General features: G+C 68.6%; 15 protein-coding genes. 6 read left to right on the forward strand and 9 right to left on the reverse strand.

The window, feature by feature from the left end; translation table 11 throughout:
- Positions 1-172: 172 nt before the first annotated feature.
- On the reverse strand, positions 173-1414 hold the full coding sequence (locus tag F1654_RS09980; RefSeq protein ID WP_150023413.1) for a threonine ammonia-lyase: 1242 nt from the start codon (positions 1412-1414) through the stop codon (positions 173-175).
- Between the two features lie 135 nt (positions 1415-1549).
- Here F1654_RS09980 and F1654_RS09985 point away from each other — a divergent pair, with 135 nt between their 5' ends.
- Positions 1550-3409: a bifunctional metallophosphatase/5'-nucleotidase gene (locus tag F1654_RS09985; protein WP_150023414.1), complete on the forward strand. Its 1860-nt coding sequence runs from the start codon at positions 1550-1552 to the stop codon at positions 3407-3409.
- Positions 3410-3412: 3 nt separating this feature from the next.
- Here the strand turns inward: F1654_RS09985 and F1654_RS09990 are convergent, their stop codons facing one another.
- Complete coding sequence (locus F1654_RS09990) at positions 3413-4429, reverse strand: polyprenyl synthetase family protein (RefSeq protein WP_233205235.1); 1017 nt, start codon at positions 4427-4429, stop codon at positions 3413-3415.
- 134 nt (positions 4430-4563) lie between these two features.
- Here F1654_RS09990 and F1654_RS09995 point away from each other — a divergent pair, with 134 nt between their 5' ends.
- Genes F1654_RS09995 through F1654_RS10005 form a run of 3 tightly spaced genes read left to right on the forward strand, consistent with a single transcriptional unit; the run spans position 4564 to position 6409 of the window.
- A complete protein-coding gene (locus tag F1654_RS09995) occupies positions 4564-4782 on the forward strand; it encodes a putative signal transducing protein (RefSeq protein ID WP_233205236.1) in 219 nt (72 codons plus the stop codon).
- Positions 4779-5531, forward strand: a complete 753-nt coding sequence (locus F1654_RS10000; RefSeq protein ID WP_150023415.1) for a tRNA1(Val) (adenine(37)-N6)-methyltransferase — start codon at positions 4779-4781, stop codon at positions 5529-5531. Before F1654_RS09995 ends, F1654_RS10000 begins: the two co-directional genes overlap by 4 nt.
- A gap of 47 nt (positions 5532-5578) precedes the next feature.
- On the forward strand, positions 5579-6409 hold the full coding sequence (locus F1654_RS10005; RefSeq protein WP_150023416.1) for a S49 family peptidase: 831 nt from the start codon (positions 5579-5581) through the stop codon (positions 6407-6409).
- On the opposite strand, the gene F1654_RS10010 is transcribed toward F1654_RS10005, so the two are convergent.
- Complete coding sequence (locus F1654_RS10010) at positions 6406-7728, reverse strand: MATE family efflux transporter (protein WP_150023417.1); 1323 nt, start codon at positions 7726-7728, stop codon at positions 6406-6408. The two genes, F1654_RS10005 and F1654_RS10010, sit on opposite strands and share 4 nt — an antisense overlap.
- Positions 7729-7815: 87 nt before the next feature.
- Positions 7816-10236 carry a TonB-dependent receptor plug domain-containing protein gene (locus F1654_RS10015; RefSeq protein ID WP_150023418.1) on the reverse strand — a complete coding sequence of 807 codons (2421 nt, stop codon included), beginning with the start codon at positions 10234-10236 and terminating at the stop codon, positions 7816-7818.
- A gap of 320 nt (positions 10237-10556) precedes the next feature.
- Here F1654_RS10015 and F1654_RS10020 point away from each other — a divergent pair, with 320 nt between their 5' ends.
- Positions 10557-11501 (forward strand): LysR family transcriptional regulator, encoded by a 945-nt coding sequence (locus F1654_RS10020; protein ID WP_150023419.1) that lies wholly within the window; start codon positions 10557-10559, stop codon positions 11499-11501.
- A gap of 29 nt (positions 11502-11530) precedes the next feature.
- Positions 11531-13273: a gamma-glutamyltransferase gene (ggt, locus tag F1654_RS10025; protein ID WP_150023420.1), complete on the forward strand. Its 1743-nt coding sequence runs from the start codon at positions 11531-11533 to the stop codon at positions 13271-13273.
- Between the two features lie 20 nt (positions 13274-13293).
- Here ggt and F1654_RS10030 read toward each other — a convergent pair whose 3' ends face one another.
- Genes F1654_RS10030 through flhA form a run of 5 tightly spaced genes read right to left on the reverse strand, consistent with a single transcriptional unit; the run spans position 13294 to position 18135 of the window.
- Positions 13294-13617: a hypothetical protein gene (locus F1654_RS10030; RefSeq protein ID WP_150023421.1), complete on the reverse strand. Its 324-nt coding sequence runs from the start codon at positions 13615-13617 to the stop codon at positions 13294-13296.
- 3 nt (positions 13618-13620) lie between these two features.
- Positions 13621-14175, reverse strand: a complete 555-nt coding sequence (locus F1654_RS10035) for a hypothetical protein (protein ID WP_150023422.1) — start codon at positions 14173-14175, stop codon at positions 13621-13623.
- Between the two features lie 30 nt (positions 14176-14205).
- On the reverse strand, positions 14206-15024 hold the full coding sequence (locus F1654_RS10040; protein ID WP_150023423.1) for a nucleotide-binding protein: 819 nt from the start codon (positions 15022-15024) through the stop codon (positions 14206-14208).
- On the reverse strand, positions 15021-16007 hold the full coding sequence (locus tag F1654_RS10045) for a flagellar biosynthesis-like protein (FlhF) (protein ID WP_150023424.1): 987 nt from the start codon (positions 16005-16007) through the stop codon (positions 15021-15023). Before F1654_RS10045 ends, F1654_RS10040 begins: the two co-directional genes overlap by 4 nt.
- A gap of 13 nt (positions 16008-16020) precedes the next feature.
- On the reverse strand, positions 16021-18135 hold the full coding sequence (flhA, locus tag F1654_RS10050) for a flagellar biosynthesis protein FlhA (RefSeq protein WP_150023425.1): 2115 nt from the start codon (positions 18133-18135) through the stop codon (positions 16021-16023).
- Positions 18136-18139: the final 4 nt, after the last annotated feature.

Consider the following 18139-nt stretch of genomic DNA (forward strand, 5'->3'; position numbering starts at 1 on the left):
CGTTCCGACCCCGGACGGCGTGCGTGAGCCGCTCAACCGGCGTGTGGAAGTCCTGATCAACCTCAACTGATCACGGACAAACCAGGACTAAAAGCGCGGCCCGCCGGGATATCCCGGCGGGCCGTTTGCTGTGGGGGTCGCGGACAAATCGTCCGGTTCGCCCGGCCGCCGGTCAATAGGCCGCAGTCTCCACCTTGAAGCCGGCCCCGCGCACGGCGGCCAGTATCCGGTCCATATGGGCGCGGTCATGGGCCTCCACCGAGATATCGATATAGGTCACCTTGGCCGGCAGGTCGGAAAACACCCGGTGATAGGCCACATCGATCACATTGCCTTCCTCACGCGCGATCACGGTGGAGACCTTCACCAGCTGGCCGGGCACGTCGATCAGCTCGATGCGCAGGCGCGCCATGCGCCCCGAGCGCACCAGCCCGCGCAACAGGATCGAGGACAGGAGCCGGGTGTCTATATTGCCTCCGCACAGGACCGTGGCGACCTTGCGCCCCCGGAAGCGTTCGGGCTGTTCGAGCATGCCCGCCAGCCCCGCCGCGCCCGCGCCTTCGGACAGCACCTTCATCTCGGTGAGATAGAGATAGAGCGCGCGCTCCAGCGCCGGCTCGCCGGCCAGGATCACATCGGCCACCAGCGCGCGCACCAGCGGCGCGGTCAGCGCGCCGGGCGCCTTGACGGCAATGCCTTCGGCCAGCGTGCTGCCGCCGGTCTCGCGCGCGCCGCCATCCAGAGCATTGACCATGGACGGATAGAGCCCGGCCTGCACCCCGATCACCTCGATGTCCGGGCGCTGCGCGCGCGCGGCCAGCGCCAGGCCTGAAATCAGCCCGCCCCCGCCAATGGGTGCGGTGATGACGTCCAGATCACCCTGCTCGTCCAGCATTTCACGCGCGATCGTGCTCTGGCCGGCGATCACCCAGGGATCGTCAAACGGGTGGATGAGGGTCAGCCCCTGTTCCCGGGCCAGTTCACCGGCGCGCGTCTGGGCCTCGTCAAAAGTCTCGCCGGCGATCATCACCTCGGCGCCCAGGCCTTCGGTCTTCTGCACTTTCACGATGGGCGTGCCGCGCGGCATCACGATCACGGCGCGTATGCCCAGGCGTGCGGCGTGGCGCGCCACGCCCTGGGCGTGATTGCCCGCCGAGGCCGCCACCACGCCCGCCGCACGCTGATCAGCGCTCAGGCTCATCAGCCGGGCCAGTGCGCCGCGTTCCTTGAAGGAGCCGGTATGCTGGAGCGTCTCCAGCTTGACCCAGAGCTCGCAGTCCAGCGCCTCGCCGATCCGGTCGGCGCGCACGAAAGGCGTGCGCACAATCCCGTCCAGCCCGGCATCATGCCAGCGCCAGACCTCGGCGAGGGCGTCGGACAGGCCGGGGATGGTGCGGGCTTCAGGCAAGGGCATGGCGTCGACTCAAAACAGGGGTGGTCAGTGTGGAACGCGTTCCCACCTGCGGGCAAACGCCAATTTGACCCGGCAAGCATGACCGGTCCCGCACTCATGTGCTAGGAGCCGGGTACGTTCTCACCGGAGGCTTTCATGCTGTTGCGCCCGCTCCTCATCATCCCTGTCGCGCTCACCGTCCTGATCGCCGCCATGTCCACCCTTGCAGCCTGCGAGGCGGGCCGCGAGGACGGACCCGCCGCCGCGCCGGGGGCCGAGCCCTTCATCCTGACCCTCTTGCACATCAACGATCATCACAGCCATCTCGAACCCCATGCGCTCACGCTTGATCCCGCCGTGCTGGGCCTTGAGGGCGAGGAGCCGCTGACCCTCTCCCATGGTGGTTTCCCGCTGCTCACCCCCCTGTTTGCCGAGCGCGCGCGCGCGTCCGAGGCTGTGCTCACCCTGCATGCGGGCGACGCCATGACCGGCACGCTCTACTACACCCTGTTTGAGGGCGAAGCCGATGCTGCGCTGATGAACCGCATCTGCTTTGACGCCTTCGTGCTGGGCAATCACGAGTTCGATCATGGGGATGCGGGCCTCGTCCGGTTTCTCGATTTCCTCGATGACGGAGCTTGCGAAACCGCCATTCTCAGCGCCAATACGGCCGCTCATGACGCCTCGCCCCTGATCGGGCGCTATCAGCCCTCGGCGGTGTTCGAGCGCGCGGGCCGGCGCATCGGGGTCATTGGTCTGACCATCGCGGAGAAGACCAAGATCTCCTCCTCCCCTGACCCGGACACGCAGTTCCTGGACGAGACGCAAAGCGCCCAGGCCGAGATCGACCGGCTGCGCAGCCAGGGCGTCACCAAGATCATCCTGCTCACCCATTCCCAGTACGAACGCGAGCGCGCCATGGCGCGCGCCCTGTCGGGCGTGGACGTGATCGTGGGCGGGGATTCCCACACGCTTCTGGGGGACGCCGCAGTCCTCGCCCCGCTGGGCTTCAGCCCGGACGGCCCCTACCCCACGCTGGAGACCAATGCTGACGGCGACCCGGTCTGCGTGGTGCAAGCGTTTGAATATGCGCGCGTCATGGGCGAGCTGCAGGTGAGCTTTGACGATCAGGGCCGGGTGATCGCATGTTCGGGAACCCCGCGCATCCCGGTAGACGCCTCTGAGGCGGACGAAACCCTGACCGCAGCCCTCGCCGCCCATTCCGTGCTCTATCCGGTGACCCCGGACGCAGACAGCGCGGCCCTGCTGGCGAACTTTTCAGAAGCGCTCGACGAGCTGCGCCAGAACGTGATCGGCGAGGCGGGAGAAAACCTGTGCATGGTGCGCCTGCCCGGCGAGGGCCGGGCCGAGCCGCTATGCGCACGCGCCGAAACCTATGCGCAGGGCTCCCATGTCTCGGCCCTGGTGGCTGAAGCCTTCCTGCAGCGCGAGGGCGGGGCCGATATCGCCCTTCAGAACGCGGGCGGCGTGCGCGCCAGCATCGCGGCGGGGCCGGTCACCATCGCTGATATTTTCACCGTCCTGCCCTTCGCCAACACGCTGCACGTGCTGGAGCTGTCAGGCGCGGAGATCCTTGAGACGCTGGACGCCGCCGTGGGCGATGCGGTCAGCGGCGGCGGAGCCTACCCTTATGCGGCGGGCCTGCGTTTCACCGCCGATCTGTCGGCTGAGCCCGGCGCGCGGGTGCGCGATGTGGAGGTGAACCCGCGCCTGGCCGGCGACTGGGGCCCCATCGACCCTGAAGCGCGCTACCGGGTGGTGACCAATTCCTTCATCGCCGGAGGCGGGGACGGCTATCAGGTCTTCGCCCGCGCCAGCGCTGAGGGGCGCGTCACCGACACCTTCGCCGAATACGCCCAGAGCTTCGTCAATTATGTGCGCGCCTTGAGCGAGGCTGGCGAGGCCCTGAACCGCCCCGCGCCAGAGCGCATGAGCACACAGCGCTTCATCAGCGCGGACGGCTGCGATCACGCTGAAACGCAGGCTTGTGAATAGGGATCAGTAAGCGCGCTCGACCACGAACTCGGCGAGCGCCGCCAGAGACTGGCTCCAGACATTGTCCGGCGCGGCGTCCAGCGCTTCGACCGCGCGCGCAGCGTGGGCGCGGGCCTGCTCCAGCGTGGCGTCCAGCGCGCCATGGCGCTTGAGCCGGGCCACCGCCTCGTCGAAATCCTCCGGCCCCTGCACGCCCTCGCCCATGGTGCGCGCCCAGAAGCTGCGCTCGGCCTCGCCGCCGGCTTCCATGGCCAGCGCCACGGGCAGGGTGATCTTGCCCTCCCGGAAATCATCGCCGGTGTTTTTGCCCAGCGCTTCGGCCACGCCCCCATAGTCGAGCGCATCGTCCACCAGCTGGAAGGCCAGGCCCAGCTCGCGGCCATAAATCTCCAGCCCGGCCTCCACGCGCGGGGACGCGCCCGCCAGGATCGGCGAAACCTGGGCTGCGGCGGCGAACAGGGCGGCGGTCTTGGCGGCGATAATGTCCATATACTGATCGCGTGTGGTGGCGATCTGGCGCGCGGCGGCCAGCTGGCGCACCTCACCCTCGGCGATCACGGCGGCGGCGCGCGAGAGTACGTGCAGGGCGCGCATGGAACCGGCATCCACCATCAGCATGAAGGCGCGCGCAAACAGGAAATCACCCACCAGCACGGACTGGGCGTTGCCCCAGACCTGATTGGCAGGGGCCTTGCCCCGGCGCAGGGCGCTGTCATCGACCACATCATCATGCAGGAGCGTGGCGGTGTGGATGAACTCCACCGCCGCAGCCAGCGCCAGATGACCCTGGCCCTCATAGCCGCACAGGCGCGCCGCGGCGACCGTGATCAGCGGGCGGATGCGCTTGCCGCCGGCATTGAGCAGGTAATGGGCGATATCGGGGATGACGGCGGTAGCGCTGGCGGAACGCTCGGCGATCAGCGTCTCCACGCCGGTCATATCCGTGCTGGCGAGCGCGGCCAGGCGCACCGCCGGATTCACCGGCGCCGCCTTCAGGTCCGTCTGGGGAAGTCCGTTCACGCGCTATGGCCTCTTGCGGTTGATACACGCGCCTGCACAATAGGTAGCCCCTGCGCCCCCGGCAAGCTGACCGGGCTGCGTGAGAGGGACGCAGGCTGGCGCCGGCGCAACAGCGCGCTCAGGAGTGTGAGATAATGATGATCGAGGTCCTGTCCACCAATGACCCGGTAAAACTCAGCTTCGCCGAGGCCGTGCTGCGCGACGCCGGGGTGGAGGCCGTGACGCTGGACGCCCATACCGCCGCCACCTTCGGCGGCGCCCTGCCCTGGATCAAGCGCCGGGTGCTGGTGCGCGAGGCCGACGCGGCCAAGGCGCGCATGGCGCTGGCCGCGGCCATGCCGAAGGACGAATGACCACCGCCAGCCCGGCCGGTGACGGTCTGACCGGGGACCGCATACTGGGCGGGCGGCTGAGCCTTGTGCAGACGTCTGACGGTTACCGCGCCGGGATGGACGCCATCCTGCTCGCGTCCGCTATCCGCCTGGCGCCCGGCGCGCGGGCCGCCGAGTTCGGATGCGGGCCGGGGGCCGCGCTGCTATGCGCCGCCCACGCCTGCCCTGACGCGCACATCACCGGCGTGGAGCTTGATCCGCGCGCGGCGGATCTGGCGCGGCGCAACGCCGCCGCCAACGGGATGGAAGACCGGATCACCATCGTGGAGGGCGATGCGCTCACCTGGCGGCCCGGCGCGGCGCTGGACGCGGTGTTTTTCAACCCGCCCTTCTTTGATGATCCGCAAGCCTTGCGCGCGCCCAAGCCGGGCAAGACCGCCGCCTGGATCAGCGAGGCGCCGCTGGCCGACTGGATCAGCGCCGGGCTCAAGCGCCTCAAATCCGGCGGGAGCCTGACCTTAATTCACCGCGCCGACCGGCTGGGCGAGGCGCTGACCGCCCTTCAGGGCCGCGCGAGCATGGTGGTGCTGCCCGTGCATCCGCGCGCGGGCGCCCCGGCCAAGCGCATCCTCATCGAGGCGCGTGCAGGCGGACGCGCGCCGCTGGCGCTCCTGCCCCCGCTCGTGCTGCATGAGGACGGGTCGGGTGCCTGGACGGCGCGCGCCGATGCGCTGCTGCGCGGGCAGGCGCGGCTTGAAATGCGCGCCTGAAACCGCCAAGTCAGCCCCACACATACGCCGCCTGACCGGGAGACCCCATGTCCATCATCCGCGACGAACTCGCCCGCGCTGCACGCGCCCTGCGCAAGCTGACCGGCGCCAATGCGCCGCGCGTGCCGCTGGTGCGGCTGGAGGGCATGATCGCGGCGGGCGGGCGCAACGCCAATGCACTGAGCCTGAACCGGCTGGAAAAGCTGCTGGACAAGGCCTTCGCCGACCGGGACGCGGCGGCGGTGGCCATCACCATCAACTCGCCCGGCGGCAGCGCGGTGCAATCGCGCCTGATCCATGACCGCATCCGCGCCCTGGCGGCGGAGAAGGAAAAGACCGTGCTGGTGTTCTGCGAGGATGTGGCCGCCTCGGGCGGGTACTGGATCGCGTGCGCGGGCGACGAGATTTTCGCTGACCCCGCCTCCATCATCGGCTCCATCGGAGTGATCAGCGCCGGCTTCGGCTTCACCGGCGCCATGGAGAAGCTGGGCGTTGAGCGCCGGGTGAAGACGGCGGGAAAATCCAAGCTGCTGGCCGATCCGTTCGGGCCGGAAACCGAAGAACAGGCCGCCACGATCAACCGCCTTATGGGCGCCATGCACGAGCAGTTCATCGCCCATGTGAAGGCGCGCCGGGACGGCAAGCTGAAAGACGGCGCCGAGCTGTTTGACGGCTCGGTCCATACCGGCTCCGAGGCGCTGGAGCTGGGCCTGATCGACGCTCTGGGCGAGGCGCGTAGCGAGCTGAAGAAGCGCTTTGGCGACAAGGTGGTGATCCGCCCGCTGGCGCCGTCCCGCCTGGGCGTGATCTCGCGCCTGACCAGCAGCGCGCTGGACCATCTCGAACTGCGCGCCCTGTGGGCCCGCTTCGGGCTTTAACCGGTTTTCCCCGTCACCGCGCGCTTCAGCCCCGGCAGGCCGAAAGCCAGCGTGCCCGCACGCGCGGCGTAATACGCCAGGAAGGCCGCCCACAGCCCGGTCACACCAAAGGCGGGCCTCAGGATGAGGTCCAGGGCGAGATAGATGGCCAGCGCCGCAATCATGGCGTTGCGCATCACAGGACCGCGCGTGGTTCCGATCATCAGACCGTCCAGCTGCCAGCTGGGCCAGCCCACCAGCGGTACCAGGGCGCAGGCGATGATATAGCCCGCCGCCGCCGCGCGCGCGGCGGGGTCGGTGGTCATGGCCATGACAAACGCCTCGCCCCAGATCAGAAACGCCGCACACATCACAAGAGAGCCCGCGAAGGCGAACTCGCTGGTCAGCCGGAAGGCGCGTTTCAGCCGCGTCCAGTCGCGCGCGCCCGCCGCCCGGCCCGTTTCGGCCTCGGCCACATGGGCGAAGGCGTCCAGGATGAAGGCGCAGATGGAGATGTATTGTAAGAGGATCGCGTTGCCCGCCAGCACGTCCGCGCCTTCGCGCAGGCTCGCCTCGTTGAACCAGTAGAAACCGGCCAGCAGGGCGAGGGTACGGATGAACAGGTCGCGATTGACCGCGAACAGCCGGATCAGCCCGTCACGGTCCAGCACCCGCTCGGGCGCGGCGCGGCCGCGCGCGCGCAGCACCGCCCAGATGATTACGCCGGCCAGCGCCAGATGCAGCCACTGGGCCAGCGCGCTGGCGCCGGCCACGCCCGCCACGCCCCAGTCCAGCCCGAACACGAACCAGACCGACAGCGCGGCGTTGGCCAGGTTGAGCACGATCTGCAGCACCAGCGCACGGCCTGTGAGTCCCAGCCCGATCAGCCACCCATAAACGGCGAAACCGGCCAGTGCGGCTGGCGCGCCCCAGATGCGCGCATCGATATAGGCGCGGGTGTCGGCGGCCACATCCGGCCCGGCGCTGAACAGGGCAAGCGCGCCCTCGCGCAGCGGCCACTGGACGACGATCATAAGTGCGCCCAGCAGGCCTGCCAGGATCAGGGCGCGGTAGAGCACCGTGCGCACCGCGCCGGGTCTGGCCGCCCCGTCGGCCTGGGCGGTGAGCGCGGTGGCGCCCATGCGCAGAAAGCCCAGAGACCAGTAGAACATGTTGAACACCAGCGTGCCCAGCGCCACCGCCGCAATGGCGGACGCATTCCCGGCATGACCGATGACGGCCAGATCCACGAGCCCCACCAGCGGGGCCGCCACATTGGCGCCCATGATGGGCAGGGCGCGGGACGCCACGGCGCGGCGGGTCAGGATCGCTTGGCTCATGACACGCCTATCGGGCCAATTTGCGCAAAAGAAAACCCCCGCCCGGGAACGCCGGGCGGGGGTGGGTCAGTCAGGCAGGAAAATGACCTACCAGGTCACGCTCACACGCCCGTAGACATAGCGGCCGTTGAAGCCCGCCGGTGAGAAGGGCGAGTAGATGAACGGCGTGGGTCCGGTGGCCACGTTGAAGTTCGGGTTCTGGGTGGGATAGCTGTCGAACAGATTATTGGCGCCGATCGCAAAGCGCGTGTTCTCGAGGAGCTGAACCGAGCCCTCGATATCCACCACCCACTGCTCTTCGATCGTGTAGTCAAGCGCCGGGTTGCCCGCCAGCACCTCTACGTCGCCAAACCGGGTGGCGCGGATCAGGCCGCCCAGATTGTCACGGTTCCAGTCCAGGCCGAAAATGAACTTGTTCTTCGGCGAGCCGGTTTCCTGGCGTCCGATATTGATCCGCGAGAACAGCACCGGCGCGGGATCGAGAGAGGACAGCACATTGGTGGACTGGATGTTCTTCAGCTCGGTGTCGGTGAAGTTGGCCGCCGCCGTGGCGCGGAAGCTGCCCAGGTTTTCGGTGTCCCAGGAATAATTGGCGACGATATCGACGCCTTGGGTTACCGAATCGGCCGCGTTCAGGAAGAAACGGGCCGCGCCCACGCCGGTGGGCAGAAGCGCCACCACGTTGGCCTGGTTGAGATTTTCCGACAACAGGATGCGGTCATCAATCTCGATGCGGTAGCCGTCAATAGTCAGCACGAAGCCTTCATGCTGGAGCACCAGACCCACCGAATAGTTGATCGAGGTCTCCGGCTCGAGATCCTGCGAACCCAGAGCGCGGGCGATGGGGCTGTCCACCGCGAACGTGCCGGTCTCGGTGGCCACATTGTTGATGAACACCGTCGATGTCGCCGTATAGTGGCTCTGATGCAGCGAAGGCGCGCGGAAGCCGGTGCTGATCGAACCGCGCAGGGCCGCGCTCTCGGTCATCTCGAACCGGCCGGAGAGCTTGGCGTTGAAGGTGTCGCCAAAGTCCGAATAGTTCTCGTAGCGCACTGCGCCAGACACGGTCAGGCGGTCATTGACGTCCGCTTCCAGATCGAGATAGCCGCCCCAGGAATCCCGGCTCTCATTGACCTCGTTCTGCGGTTGGAAGCCCGGAAACACCTGGCTGCCGGCGGCCAGGCCCGGCACGCCGAAATAGGAATCGGGCTCGCCCGCGCCGATGCGGTAATTCTCACGACGGTATTCAGCGCCGAAGGCGACGTTGAGCGGGCTGGCCAGGCCGTCAATGGCCACCGGACGCACGAAATCGGCGTTGACCACCGTCTGGCGGAAGCTCAGCTGGCCGGCGTAGAACTCGGTCGGGCTGGCGTCGCCCAGCGAACGGTTGAGCGTGTTGCGGATATTGAAGTCCACTGTGTTGCGGCCATGGACGACGCTGAAGTCATACTCCAGCCCGCCCGCATCGCCGCGCACGCCGCCGCCCGCAGACCAGTCGGTCACGTCCGGGTGGATTTCCGGCAGGAAGCCGTCGGGATAGATGGACGGCACGTTGCGCGCGTCGCCCGCACGCCGGTAGAAGCCAAAGGAGCGCGCCTCGCGGTCCTGATAGCTGGCGAAACCGTAGAGTTCCGCGCCATTGTCCAGATCCACGCCGGCATTGGCCATCACGGAGACATCGCGCACATCGCCATTGCCATGGTTCCAGTTGAGCCGGTCAAAGCTCAGCTCGCGCGGATCAGGCTGGCCGCCGATCAGCGGATAGTTGTTCACGGTGTCGAGATCGGCGCGGTTCGTGCGCTTGCGGTCGCGATATTCCGCCGACACGGTCAGGAAGCCGTTCTCGGTCAGCGGGAAGCCCGCCCAGCCTGCAATGGTCAGGGTCTCGCCGTCACGCACGGAGCGGCTGGAGCGCGGCAGGTCCACATCGGTGACATGGGCGCCATAGGTGGCGGTCACGCCGCCGCCTTCACGCGCCTCACGCAGACGCACATTGATCACGCCGGCGATGGCGTCCGAGCCGTACTGGGCCGAAGCGCCGTCGCGCAGCACTTCCACCGCGCCGATGGCCGAGGTGGGGATGGTGTTCAGGTCCACCGCCGCCGCGCCGCGGCCCACCGTGTTCAGGTTCAAGAGCGCGCTGACATGGCGGCGCTTGCCATTGACCAGCATCAGGGTCTGGTCCGGCGCCAGGCCGCGCAGCTGGGCCGGGCGGATGGAGTCGGTGCCGTCAGAAATGGCCGGAAGCGGGAAGTTGAACGAGGGCAGAGAGTAAGCCAGCGCCTGATTCAGCTCGGTTGTGCCATGGGCGTTGATGTCGGATGCAGAGATCACGTCCACCGGCGCCAGAGACTGGGTCACCGTGCGCCCCTCGGTGCGCGTGCCGGTGACGATGACGACATCGCTGGTTTGACGCGGCTGGGGCGCGTCCTGGGCTGCGGCGGCGCCCGCGGCCAGCGCGGCCAGTGAAACGCCGGCGAAATAGAGTGTGGATTTCAAGGTGCGCATCGTGTGCTCACTCCCCTGTTGGAATGCCGCACGGGATGCCCGGATTGCGAAGGAGGGCATTGTGCGGCTGCTAAGTTGTTCGGACTTTGTGAGCCGGGGCGGGTAAGTCCACCCCCGGCGTTAATCAATATGACGGTTTCATATCGGGTGTGGCATGAATGCGACACCCGCTCTTGGCAGGAGCATCAACACAACATCAGTTAGTTTCCCTCACCCCTCGCTGCGTAGCCCAAACCGACCGCCCGTACGGGGCAGGTTGCGGCTTGCACTGACGCGCGATAAGGCTTGAGACCCGCGCGCCGCACAAGCCAGAGGCCCTCATGGCTCCGTCAGAAATACTAAACAACGAGAGCGATGGCCGTCCCGGTGAACCGCTGCTGCCGCTCAACGCCTTGCGGGCCTTTGAGGCGGTGGCGCGGCGCGGCAGCGTTGCTGCAGCTGCGAGGGAGCTGGGTGTCACATCCGGCGCCGTGTCCCAGCAGATCCGGCTGCTCGAAGACGTGCTCAAGGTGCGCCTGCTGGAGCGGCAGGGCCGGGGCGTGTCCCTGACCGTGGGCGCGGCGGGCGCGGCGCCGGCCCTCAATGAGGCCTTTGCGCGTCTGTCCGAAGCCAGCCTGCGATTGCGTCAGGAAGCCGGGTCCAACGCGCGCGTGCGCCTGGGCGCGCCCGGACCGCTGGCGGCGGCCTGGCTGGCGCCGCGCCTGAAAGATCATGAAATCGACCTGATCGCCGATCCGGCGGCTGAAGATCTGGACCGCTTCCGGCTGGATCTGGACATACGCTACGGACCCGGACCGTGGCCCGGCTACCGGGCGGTGCGCCTGATGACCGAGAGCGTGGCGCCCGCCGCCGCGCCGCAGCTCATGGCGCCTTATGGCGGCGATTGGCGCGCGGCGCTCGGCGCGCTGCCGCTGATCCATGACGTCTCGCCCGGGCGCGACCCGGCCCAGCCCGACTGGCGCGCCTGGCTGGAGCGCCGCCGTATGGACCGTCCCGACATCGCCGCCGGAGATCATTACGCCCGGCCAGAGCATGTGGTGGCCGCCGCAGCCGCGGGCCGGGGGGCCGCGCTGGTGCGCCGCAGCCTGGCTGAAGCCGCAGTCTCGCGCGGCGAGCTGATCAGCCTGGTGGCTGACGGGGTGACGGCGCTGGACTGGGGCTATTATATCCTGACCCCGGAAACACGGCCCGCCCCGCGCGCCGCACGCACGGTCATTGACCGCCTGATGGCGCTGGCCGAACCGTTTGAAGCCGCTGGCGTATGACACTGAACCGAAGCCTGAAAGGACCGCCCATGACCCCTTCTTTCCGCCTCTTCTTGCTGGCCGGCGCGGCCTGTAGCCTCGCCGCCTGCAATGGCGACACGCCGGCCAGCGCCCCTGCGCCAGAAACCGCGTCCGGTCCGGGACCGGAACAGGCCATGGTGGCCGCCGCCCATCCCGATGCGGTGGAGGCCGGGCTGGAGATATTGCGCCGGGGCGGGGATGCGGTGGACGCGGCTGTGGCGGTCCAGGCCGTGCTCGGCCTGGTCGAGCCGCAAAGCTCAGGGATCGCCGGGGGGGCCTTCCTGGTGCGCTATGACGCCGCCACCGGAGAGACGGTGGTCTATGACGGGCGCGAGATCGCCCCGGCCAGCGCCCGGGACGATATGTGGCTCGATGACCAGGGCGCGCCCTTCGGCTTCATCGAGGCCTGGCAGAGCGGGCAGTCCACCGGCGTGCCCGGCGTCATCGCCATGCTGGCCATGGCCCATGAAGATCACGGCCGGGTGGACTGGGCGGACGGGTTTGACGCCGCCATTGCGCTCGCCCAAGAGGGCTTTGAGGTCTCGCCGCGCCTGTCTGCGCTGGCCCAGCGCGTGGCCCCCATTTCCTCGCTGGCCCGGCGCGAGCCCTCGCGCAGCTATTTCTACGATGAAGAAGGCAATGCCTGGCCCGCCGGCCATGTGCTGACCAATCCGGGCTATGCCGCGACGCTGGCCGCCGTGGCCGCCGACTGGCGCAATTTCTACACCGGCGAGATCGCGGCCCAGATTATCGAGGCGGCGGGCGAGGAGCCTCTGCCGGGCCGGCTCACCGAAGCCGATCTGGCCGGGTACGAACCGGTGCGCCGCGAGGCGCTCTGCTCGCCCTACCGGGTCTATGTGATCTGCTCGGCGCCGCCGCCCTCCTCGGGCGGTGTGGCTGTGGGCGCCATCATGACCATACTGGAAGGCTTCGACATGAGCGCCCACGGGCCGGACACGGTGGAGGGCTGGCGCCTGTTCATCGAGGCGAGCCGGCTGGCCTATGCCGACCGCGACCAGTATGTGGGCGACGCCGATTTCGTGGACGTGCCGGTGGCGGGGCTTCTCGATCGCGATTATCTGGCTGCGCGCCGCGCGCTGATCGATCCGGAAGGCGGCGCCATCGCCGCCGTCAGCCACGGCACGCCTCCCGGCGCGCCCGAAACGGCCGCCGACACCACGCCGGACAATCCTGGCACCACCCATTTCTCCATCCGCGACACGTTCGGCAATGTGGTCTCCATGACGACCACTGTGGAGGCCGGGTTCGGCAATAACCGCATGACCGAGGGCGGCTTTCTGTTGAACAACCAGCTCACCGACTTCGCCTTCGCGCCGCGCGACGAGGCGGGCCGCCAGCACCCCAACGCGCCCGAGGCGGGCAAGCGTCCACGCTCGTCAATGTCGCCCACCATCGTGTTCGACAAGAACGGCGCGTTCGTGATGGCCACCGGCTCGCCGGGCGGCAATTCCATCATCGCCTACACCGCCAAGACACTGGTGGCGATGCTCGACTGGGGCCTGAGCGCCCAGGAGGCCGCCGAGCTGCCCAATGTCGTGGCGCGCGGCGACCAGATCAATATCGAGCGCGGGTTCGATCCGGAGATCCTGCAGGAGCTGCGCGCGCGCGGCTTCCAGATCGAGGGCGAGCGCGGTGAGAACTCAGGCATTCACATCATCGCCCTGCGCCCTGACGGCAGTCTGGACGGCGCCGCCGATCCGCGCCGCGAGGGCGTGGCGCGCCAGCCCTGATCGCCGACCCTGTTACGGCCTCAGGCGGTGTAGCGCCGCTTGAGGCCGAACAGGAAGGCGATGGTCCCGAAATACAGGAAGGGCCTGATCGTGGCGGCGAGCCCGTTCATGTCCATGCGCGTGAAGGCCAGCTGCAGGGCGAAATTGGCCGGCATGTCACCGGCGCTGGCGTATTCCAGGCCAAAGCGCAGCAAGACGTCCACGCCATAAGCGATCAGCGCTGCGCCGGTGATCTGGCTCCAGCGACGCATCACCAGCGCGGCCACGATGGAGGCCATGGCGATGAAGGACACGTCAAAGAAGGTGAAGCCGCTGGCGATCAGGGTGAACGGGTCCGCGCCCATGGCCTAGCCCCCGTTGTCTTCGGCGGGCGCGCCATTATCCTCGCAGGTGAGGCTGGCGAGCGTGCGTCCGCTGTCCTGGGTGGCGGCCAGAAAGACCGCGCCGCGCTGCGTCTCGTGAAGGGGCGCTTCGCCCGCCTCGACATCGCGCCCTTCGCCCAGGGCAAGAGCGGCGGCCTCCACTGCGTCCGCGCCATTGCCGCCCGGATTGCAGCCGGTGGCGATGTCCACCGCGGCGAACAGCCAGCTCAGGCGCTCGCGCGCCGCCTCCAGCCCGGCGGGACTGGTGAAGCTGGCGGTCACCTCGAACACCGGCTCGATGCAGAAATCGGCGGCGATGGTGATCACCGAGCCGTCGGCGAAAACGGCGAAATCTGCGCGCGCCTCGGGCCGCTCGAAGGCCGGGGCTGACAGGACCGCGCCCGCCTCGAACAGGTCGAACTCGAAAGCCGTGAAATCGACGCAGGCGATGCCCGCCTCGTCTCCGCCGTCCTGGGCCTGCGCCCCGGCGGCCAGTGCGGCGAGCGCCGCCATAACCCCGATAACGCCGCTGCGAATCATGACCGCCCCCATCGCTGATCAAAGATGATCCTAACCCGGCGCGACCCCTTGCTCCAGCGTGCGCGCAAGCGCGGCGGCGTCGCGGGCCGCATCGGTGCCGGGATAGCGCTGGTCCAGCGGGCTCTGGGCGCGTATGGCGCCAGGCACGTGGGGATCGCGCCTTATGATCCCGGCCAGCGGCGGGCGGAAGCCCAGAAAACTCTCGCACGTGCGTGCGAACATGGCGTAAGCGGTCTGGGCCTCGGCCTTGCCCGGCGCGTTATTGACCACCACGAAGGGACAAGCGCCCTCATCGCGCACGCGCAGGGTTTTGACGAAGGCGTAGGCGTCGGTCAGCGAGGTGGGCTCGTCATTGATCACCACCAGCACATCGTCGGCGGCGGCCGCCAGGCGCAGCGTGGCGCGCTCGGCGCCGGCGGCCAGATCAATCAGCGTGCGGTCATAGGACATGGACGCCGCGGCCAGCCCGCCGGCCAGCCGCCCCACCGCGTCAATATCAAGCCCCGCCAGCGCGCCTGAGCCCGACGGGCCGGCGATGATGTCAAACCCGCCGGCCTTGTGCGAGCCGCCGCAGGCAGGCGCCACCGCCTCCTCCAGCGTCAGGCGCCCGGCCACCACCGCACCCAGATCGCCAGGCGGATTGAGGCCCAGCTGCACGTCCACATTGGCCATGCCCAGATCGGCGTCCACCACCAGCGTGCGCGCCTTGCGAAGGGCGAAGGCGCGCGCCAGCGCCAGCGCCAGCGCGGTCTTTCCCACCCCGCCCTTGCCCGAGGCGACAGCGATCACTGGCCCGGCCCGGCGCGGGGCGCGGGCGGCGGCTTCGGCGCTGGCGGCAAGCGCGCTCATGACCCATCCTCCGCGCCCGCATCATCTTCCAGGAGCGCGCGCGCCAGCCTCAGCGCGGTGGCGGGCGCCAGGCCCGATCCGATAAAGGGCGAAGCGCTGATATGGGCGTAGGCGAGCCCCGCCTCACCCGGCGCAAGCAAGGCCCCGCGCCGGCGCGCCGCATCCAGCTTGGTGACAATGGCGCGCCCGGCGCCAATGGCCGCGAACAGGGCGCAGGCGTCCTCGGCATCGCCCGGCGCCAGCCCCGCCTCGATCACCGCGATCAGCTCGGCGTCCGCCGCATAGGCGAGGTCGGCCAGATCATCGAGATCGTCGAGTTCGAACGCATTGACCCCTGGCGCGTCGATGATCACCGGGTCCGGCCCGGGGCGCGCCAACACCGCCGACAGCTCGCGCGGGCCGTCCACGGCCTCATACTCCAGCTCCAGCGCCGCGGCGTAGGCGGCCAGCTGCTCGCGCGCGCCGGCCTTGGCGTCGGCGCTGATCAGGCGCGGGCGTACGCCCTGCGCGCAGGCCCGGGCCGCCAGCCGCGCCGCGCAGGAGGATTTGCCCGAGCCCGGCGCCCCGGCCAGCAGGATGGCGCGGCCCGGATCGGGCTCCACGGGATGGACGCCATAGCGCTGGTCCAGCGCGCGGGCGAGCGTGGCGGTCGCCTCGCCGTCCTCCATGGCCATGGCCGCGTCCAGCAAATGCTTGCCCGCCTGGCCCGGGACCTGATGCCAGTCCAGCGCGCGGGCGATGCGGGTCAGGCCAGCGCTGGAATCGCCGCGCGCGCGGGTGCGCGCCGCATCGCGCCGGGCCAGCGCCGTGGCGCTGTCTTCGGCGGGCGCGCTGATGGCGCCGCGTTCGGCGGCTGCGCGCACTTCCACCCCGCCGCCAGGCGCATCGCCCGAGGTGATGATCACCGCATCTGGGCCCAGCGTGCGGCGCACATCGGCCATTACGGCGCTCAGGCTGTCTCCGGTGAAGGTGCGCATGCGCATGGGATGCGCCTTTCTAGATCTGGCCCACGGTCTTCAGCCGCGCGCTGGCGTGAATTTCATTCTGGCTCATCACCACGGTCTGCGGGCGGAAGCGCTCGGCCAGCGAGCGCACATAGGGCCGCGCCTGCGGGCTGGTCAGCAGCACCGGCACATCACCCGCCGACCCGGCGCGTTCGAAGGCGTCGCGCACCTGGGCCACGAAATCACGCAGGCGCGAAGGCGCGAGCGCCAGCTGGCGCCGGTCACCCTCCCCGATCAGCGCTTCAGCAAACGCCTGCTCCCATTGCGGGCTCAGCGACAGGACGGGCAAAGCGCCGTCGGGTCCCTTGTTGGCGTAGCAGATCTGGCGCGCCAGGCGGGTGCGCACATGCTCGGTGACCGCGTCGAGATTTTGCGTCGCGCCCGCCGCTTCGGCGATGGCCTCCACGATGGCGGCCAGATCACGGATTGAGACGCGCTCCTTCAGGAGGTTCTGCAGGATGCGCTGGATGCCCGCCCGGGTGATCTGGGACGGGGTGATGTCTTCGAGCAGCTTCTTGTGCTCTTTCGACAGGGCGTCGAGCAGTTTCTCGGTCTCCGCATAGGACAGGAGATCGGCCATGTTCTCGCGCAGGATTTCGGTCAGATGGGTAACCAGCACGGCGGCCGGGTCCACCAGCGTATAACCGCGGAAGGTGGCCTCCTCGCGCAAGTTTTCCTCGATCCAGGTGGCCGGCAGGCCGAAGGCGGGCTCTTTAACGTGCGCGCCAGGCAGCTCGACCTGACCGCCCGCCGGGTCCATGGCCAGGATGTGGCGCATTTTCAGCTCGCCAAAGCCCGCCTCCATCTCCTTGACGCGGATCAGGTATTGCTCGCCGGGCATTTGCATGTTGTCGACAATGCGCACCGAGGGCAGAACGAAGCCGGTCTCCTGGGCCAGATTGCGCCGCAGCGCCTTGATCTGGTCGGTGAGCCGGCGCCCCTCCACATCATTGATCAGGGGCAAGAGCCCGTAGCCCAGCTCGATCTTGAGCTCGTCGATATGCAGCGTGTCCTCGATGGGCGGCTCGGCGACGGCGGCGTCTGCAGCCGCCTTGTCGGCCTGTTCGGTCTTTTTCGATTCCACGTCAGCGATGCGCGCATCGCGCCTTCGCCCGCTTATCACCGCGCCCGCGCCGGCGGCGGCGGCCAGGATCGCGAACGGAATCAGCGGCATGCCCGGCAAAAGGCCGATGGCCAGGGCAGACCCCGCCACCATGCCCAGCGAAGCGGGATTGGCAGAGAGCTGGCCGAACACCGCCTTGTCGGCCTCGCCGTCCACGCCCGCCTTGGACACCAGAAGACCGGCGGCCAGCGACACGATCAGGGCCGGGATCTGGGACACCAGCCCGTCGCCGATGGTCAGGGTGGAATAGGTGTTGGCCGCATCGCCGAACGCCATGCCCGACTGGGCCACGCCGATCACCATGCCGCCGATCAGATTGATCGAGGTGATGAGAATGCCCGCCACCGCGTCGCCGCGCACGAATTTCGAGGCGCCGTCCATGGCTCCGAAGAAGTTGGACTTGTCCTCCAGCTCCTTGCGCCGGTCCTTGGCTTCCTGCTCGGTGATCAGGCCTGCCGACAGATCGGCGTCGATGGCCATCTGCTTGCCCGGCATGGCGTCCAGGGTGAAGCGCGCGGCCACCTCCGCGATGCGGCCCGAACCCTTGGTGATGACCACGAAGTTCACGATCACCAGGATGATGAAGACGATGATGCCGATGACAAAATTGCCCTGCATCACGAACGAACCGAAGGCCTGGATGATCTCGCCCGCCGCCATGGTGCCGGTATGGCCTTCGGACAGGATCAGACGCGTGGAGGCGATATTGAGCGCCAGGCGCAGCATGGTCGCGATCAGCAGGATCGCGGGAAAGGCGGTGAACTCCAGCGGCGTGCGGATGAACAGCGCCGTCATCAGGATCAGCACCGAAAAACAGATCGACACCGCCAGCGCCACGTCCAGCAGGACACGCGGCAGGGGCAGGAGCAGCATCACCAGAAGGGTGAGCACGCCCACCGCCATGATGATGTCCCCGCGCGCCAGGCGCCGGCCGAAAGCCGCCCAGTTGAAACCGGCGGTGCTGGAGGCGGGTGTATCGGTCATGCGT

The sequence above is a fragment of the Alkalicaulis satelles genome (assembly GCF_008630495.1).
GTDB classification, from domain to species: domain Bacteria; phylum Pseudomonadota; class Alphaproteobacteria; order Caulobacterales; family Maricaulaceae; genus Oceanicaulis; species Oceanicaulis satelles.

What these genes read in the sequence shown, in the direction of transcription:
- F1654_RS09980 (WP_150023413.1), bottom strand. Translation starts at nt 1,414, where the DNA reads ATGCCCTTGCCTGAAGCCCGCACCATCCCCGGCCTGTCCGACGCCCTC.
- F1654_RS09985 (WP_150023414.1), top strand. Translation starts at nt 1,550, where the DNA reads ATGCTGTTGCGCCCGCTCCTCATCATCCCTGTCGCGCTCACCGTCCTG.
- F1654_RS09995 (WP_233205236.1), top strand. Translation starts at nt 4,564, where the DNA reads ATGATGATCGAGGTCCTGTCCACCAATGACCCGGTAAAACTCAGCTTC.
- F1654_RS10000 (WP_150023415.1), top strand. Translation starts at nt 4,779, where the DNA reads ATGACCACCGCCAGCCCGGCCGGTGACGGTCTGACCGGGGACCGCATA.
- F1654_RS10005 (WP_150023416.1), top strand. Translation starts at nt 5,579, where the DNA reads ATGTCCATCATCCGCGACGAACTCGCCCGCGCTGCACGCGCCCTGCGC.
- F1654_RS10010 (WP_150023417.1), bottom strand. Translation starts at nt 7,728, where the DNA reads ATGAGCCAAGCGATCCTGACCCGCCGCGCCGTGGCGTCCCGCGCCCTG.
- F1654_RS10015 (WP_150023418.1), bottom strand. Translation starts at nt 10,236, where the DNA reads ATGCGCACCTTGAAATCCACACTCTATTTCGCCGGCGTTTCACTGGCC.
- F1654_RS10020 (WP_150023419.1), top strand. Translation starts at nt 10,557, where the DNA reads ATGGCTCCGTCAGAAATACTAAACAACGAGAGCGATGGCCGTCCCGGT.
- ggt (WP_150023420.1), top strand. Translation starts at nt 11,531, where the DNA reads ATGACCCCTTCTTTCCGCCTCTTCTTGCTGGCCGGCGCGGCCTGTAGC.
- F1654_RS10030 (WP_150023421.1), bottom strand. Translation starts at nt 13,617, where the DNA reads ATGGGCGCGGACCCGTTCACCCTGATCGCCAGCGGCTTCACCTTCTTT.
- F1654_RS10035 (WP_150023422.1), bottom strand. Translation starts at nt 14,175, where the DNA reads ATGATTCGCAGCGGCGTTATCGGGGTTATGGCGGCGCTCGCCGCACTG.
- F1654_RS10040 (WP_150023423.1), bottom strand. Translation starts at nt 15,024, where the DNA reads ATGAGCGCGCTTGCCGCCAGCGCCGAAGCCGCCGCCCGCGCCCCGCGC.
- F1654_RS10045 (WP_150023424.1), bottom strand. Translation starts at nt 16,007, where the DNA reads ATGCGCATGCGCACCTTCACCGGAGACAGCCTGAGCGCCGTAATGGCC.
- flhA (WP_150023425.1), bottom strand. Translation starts at nt 18,135, where the DNA reads ATGACCGATACACCCGCCTCCAGCACCGCCGGTTTCAACTGGGCGGCT.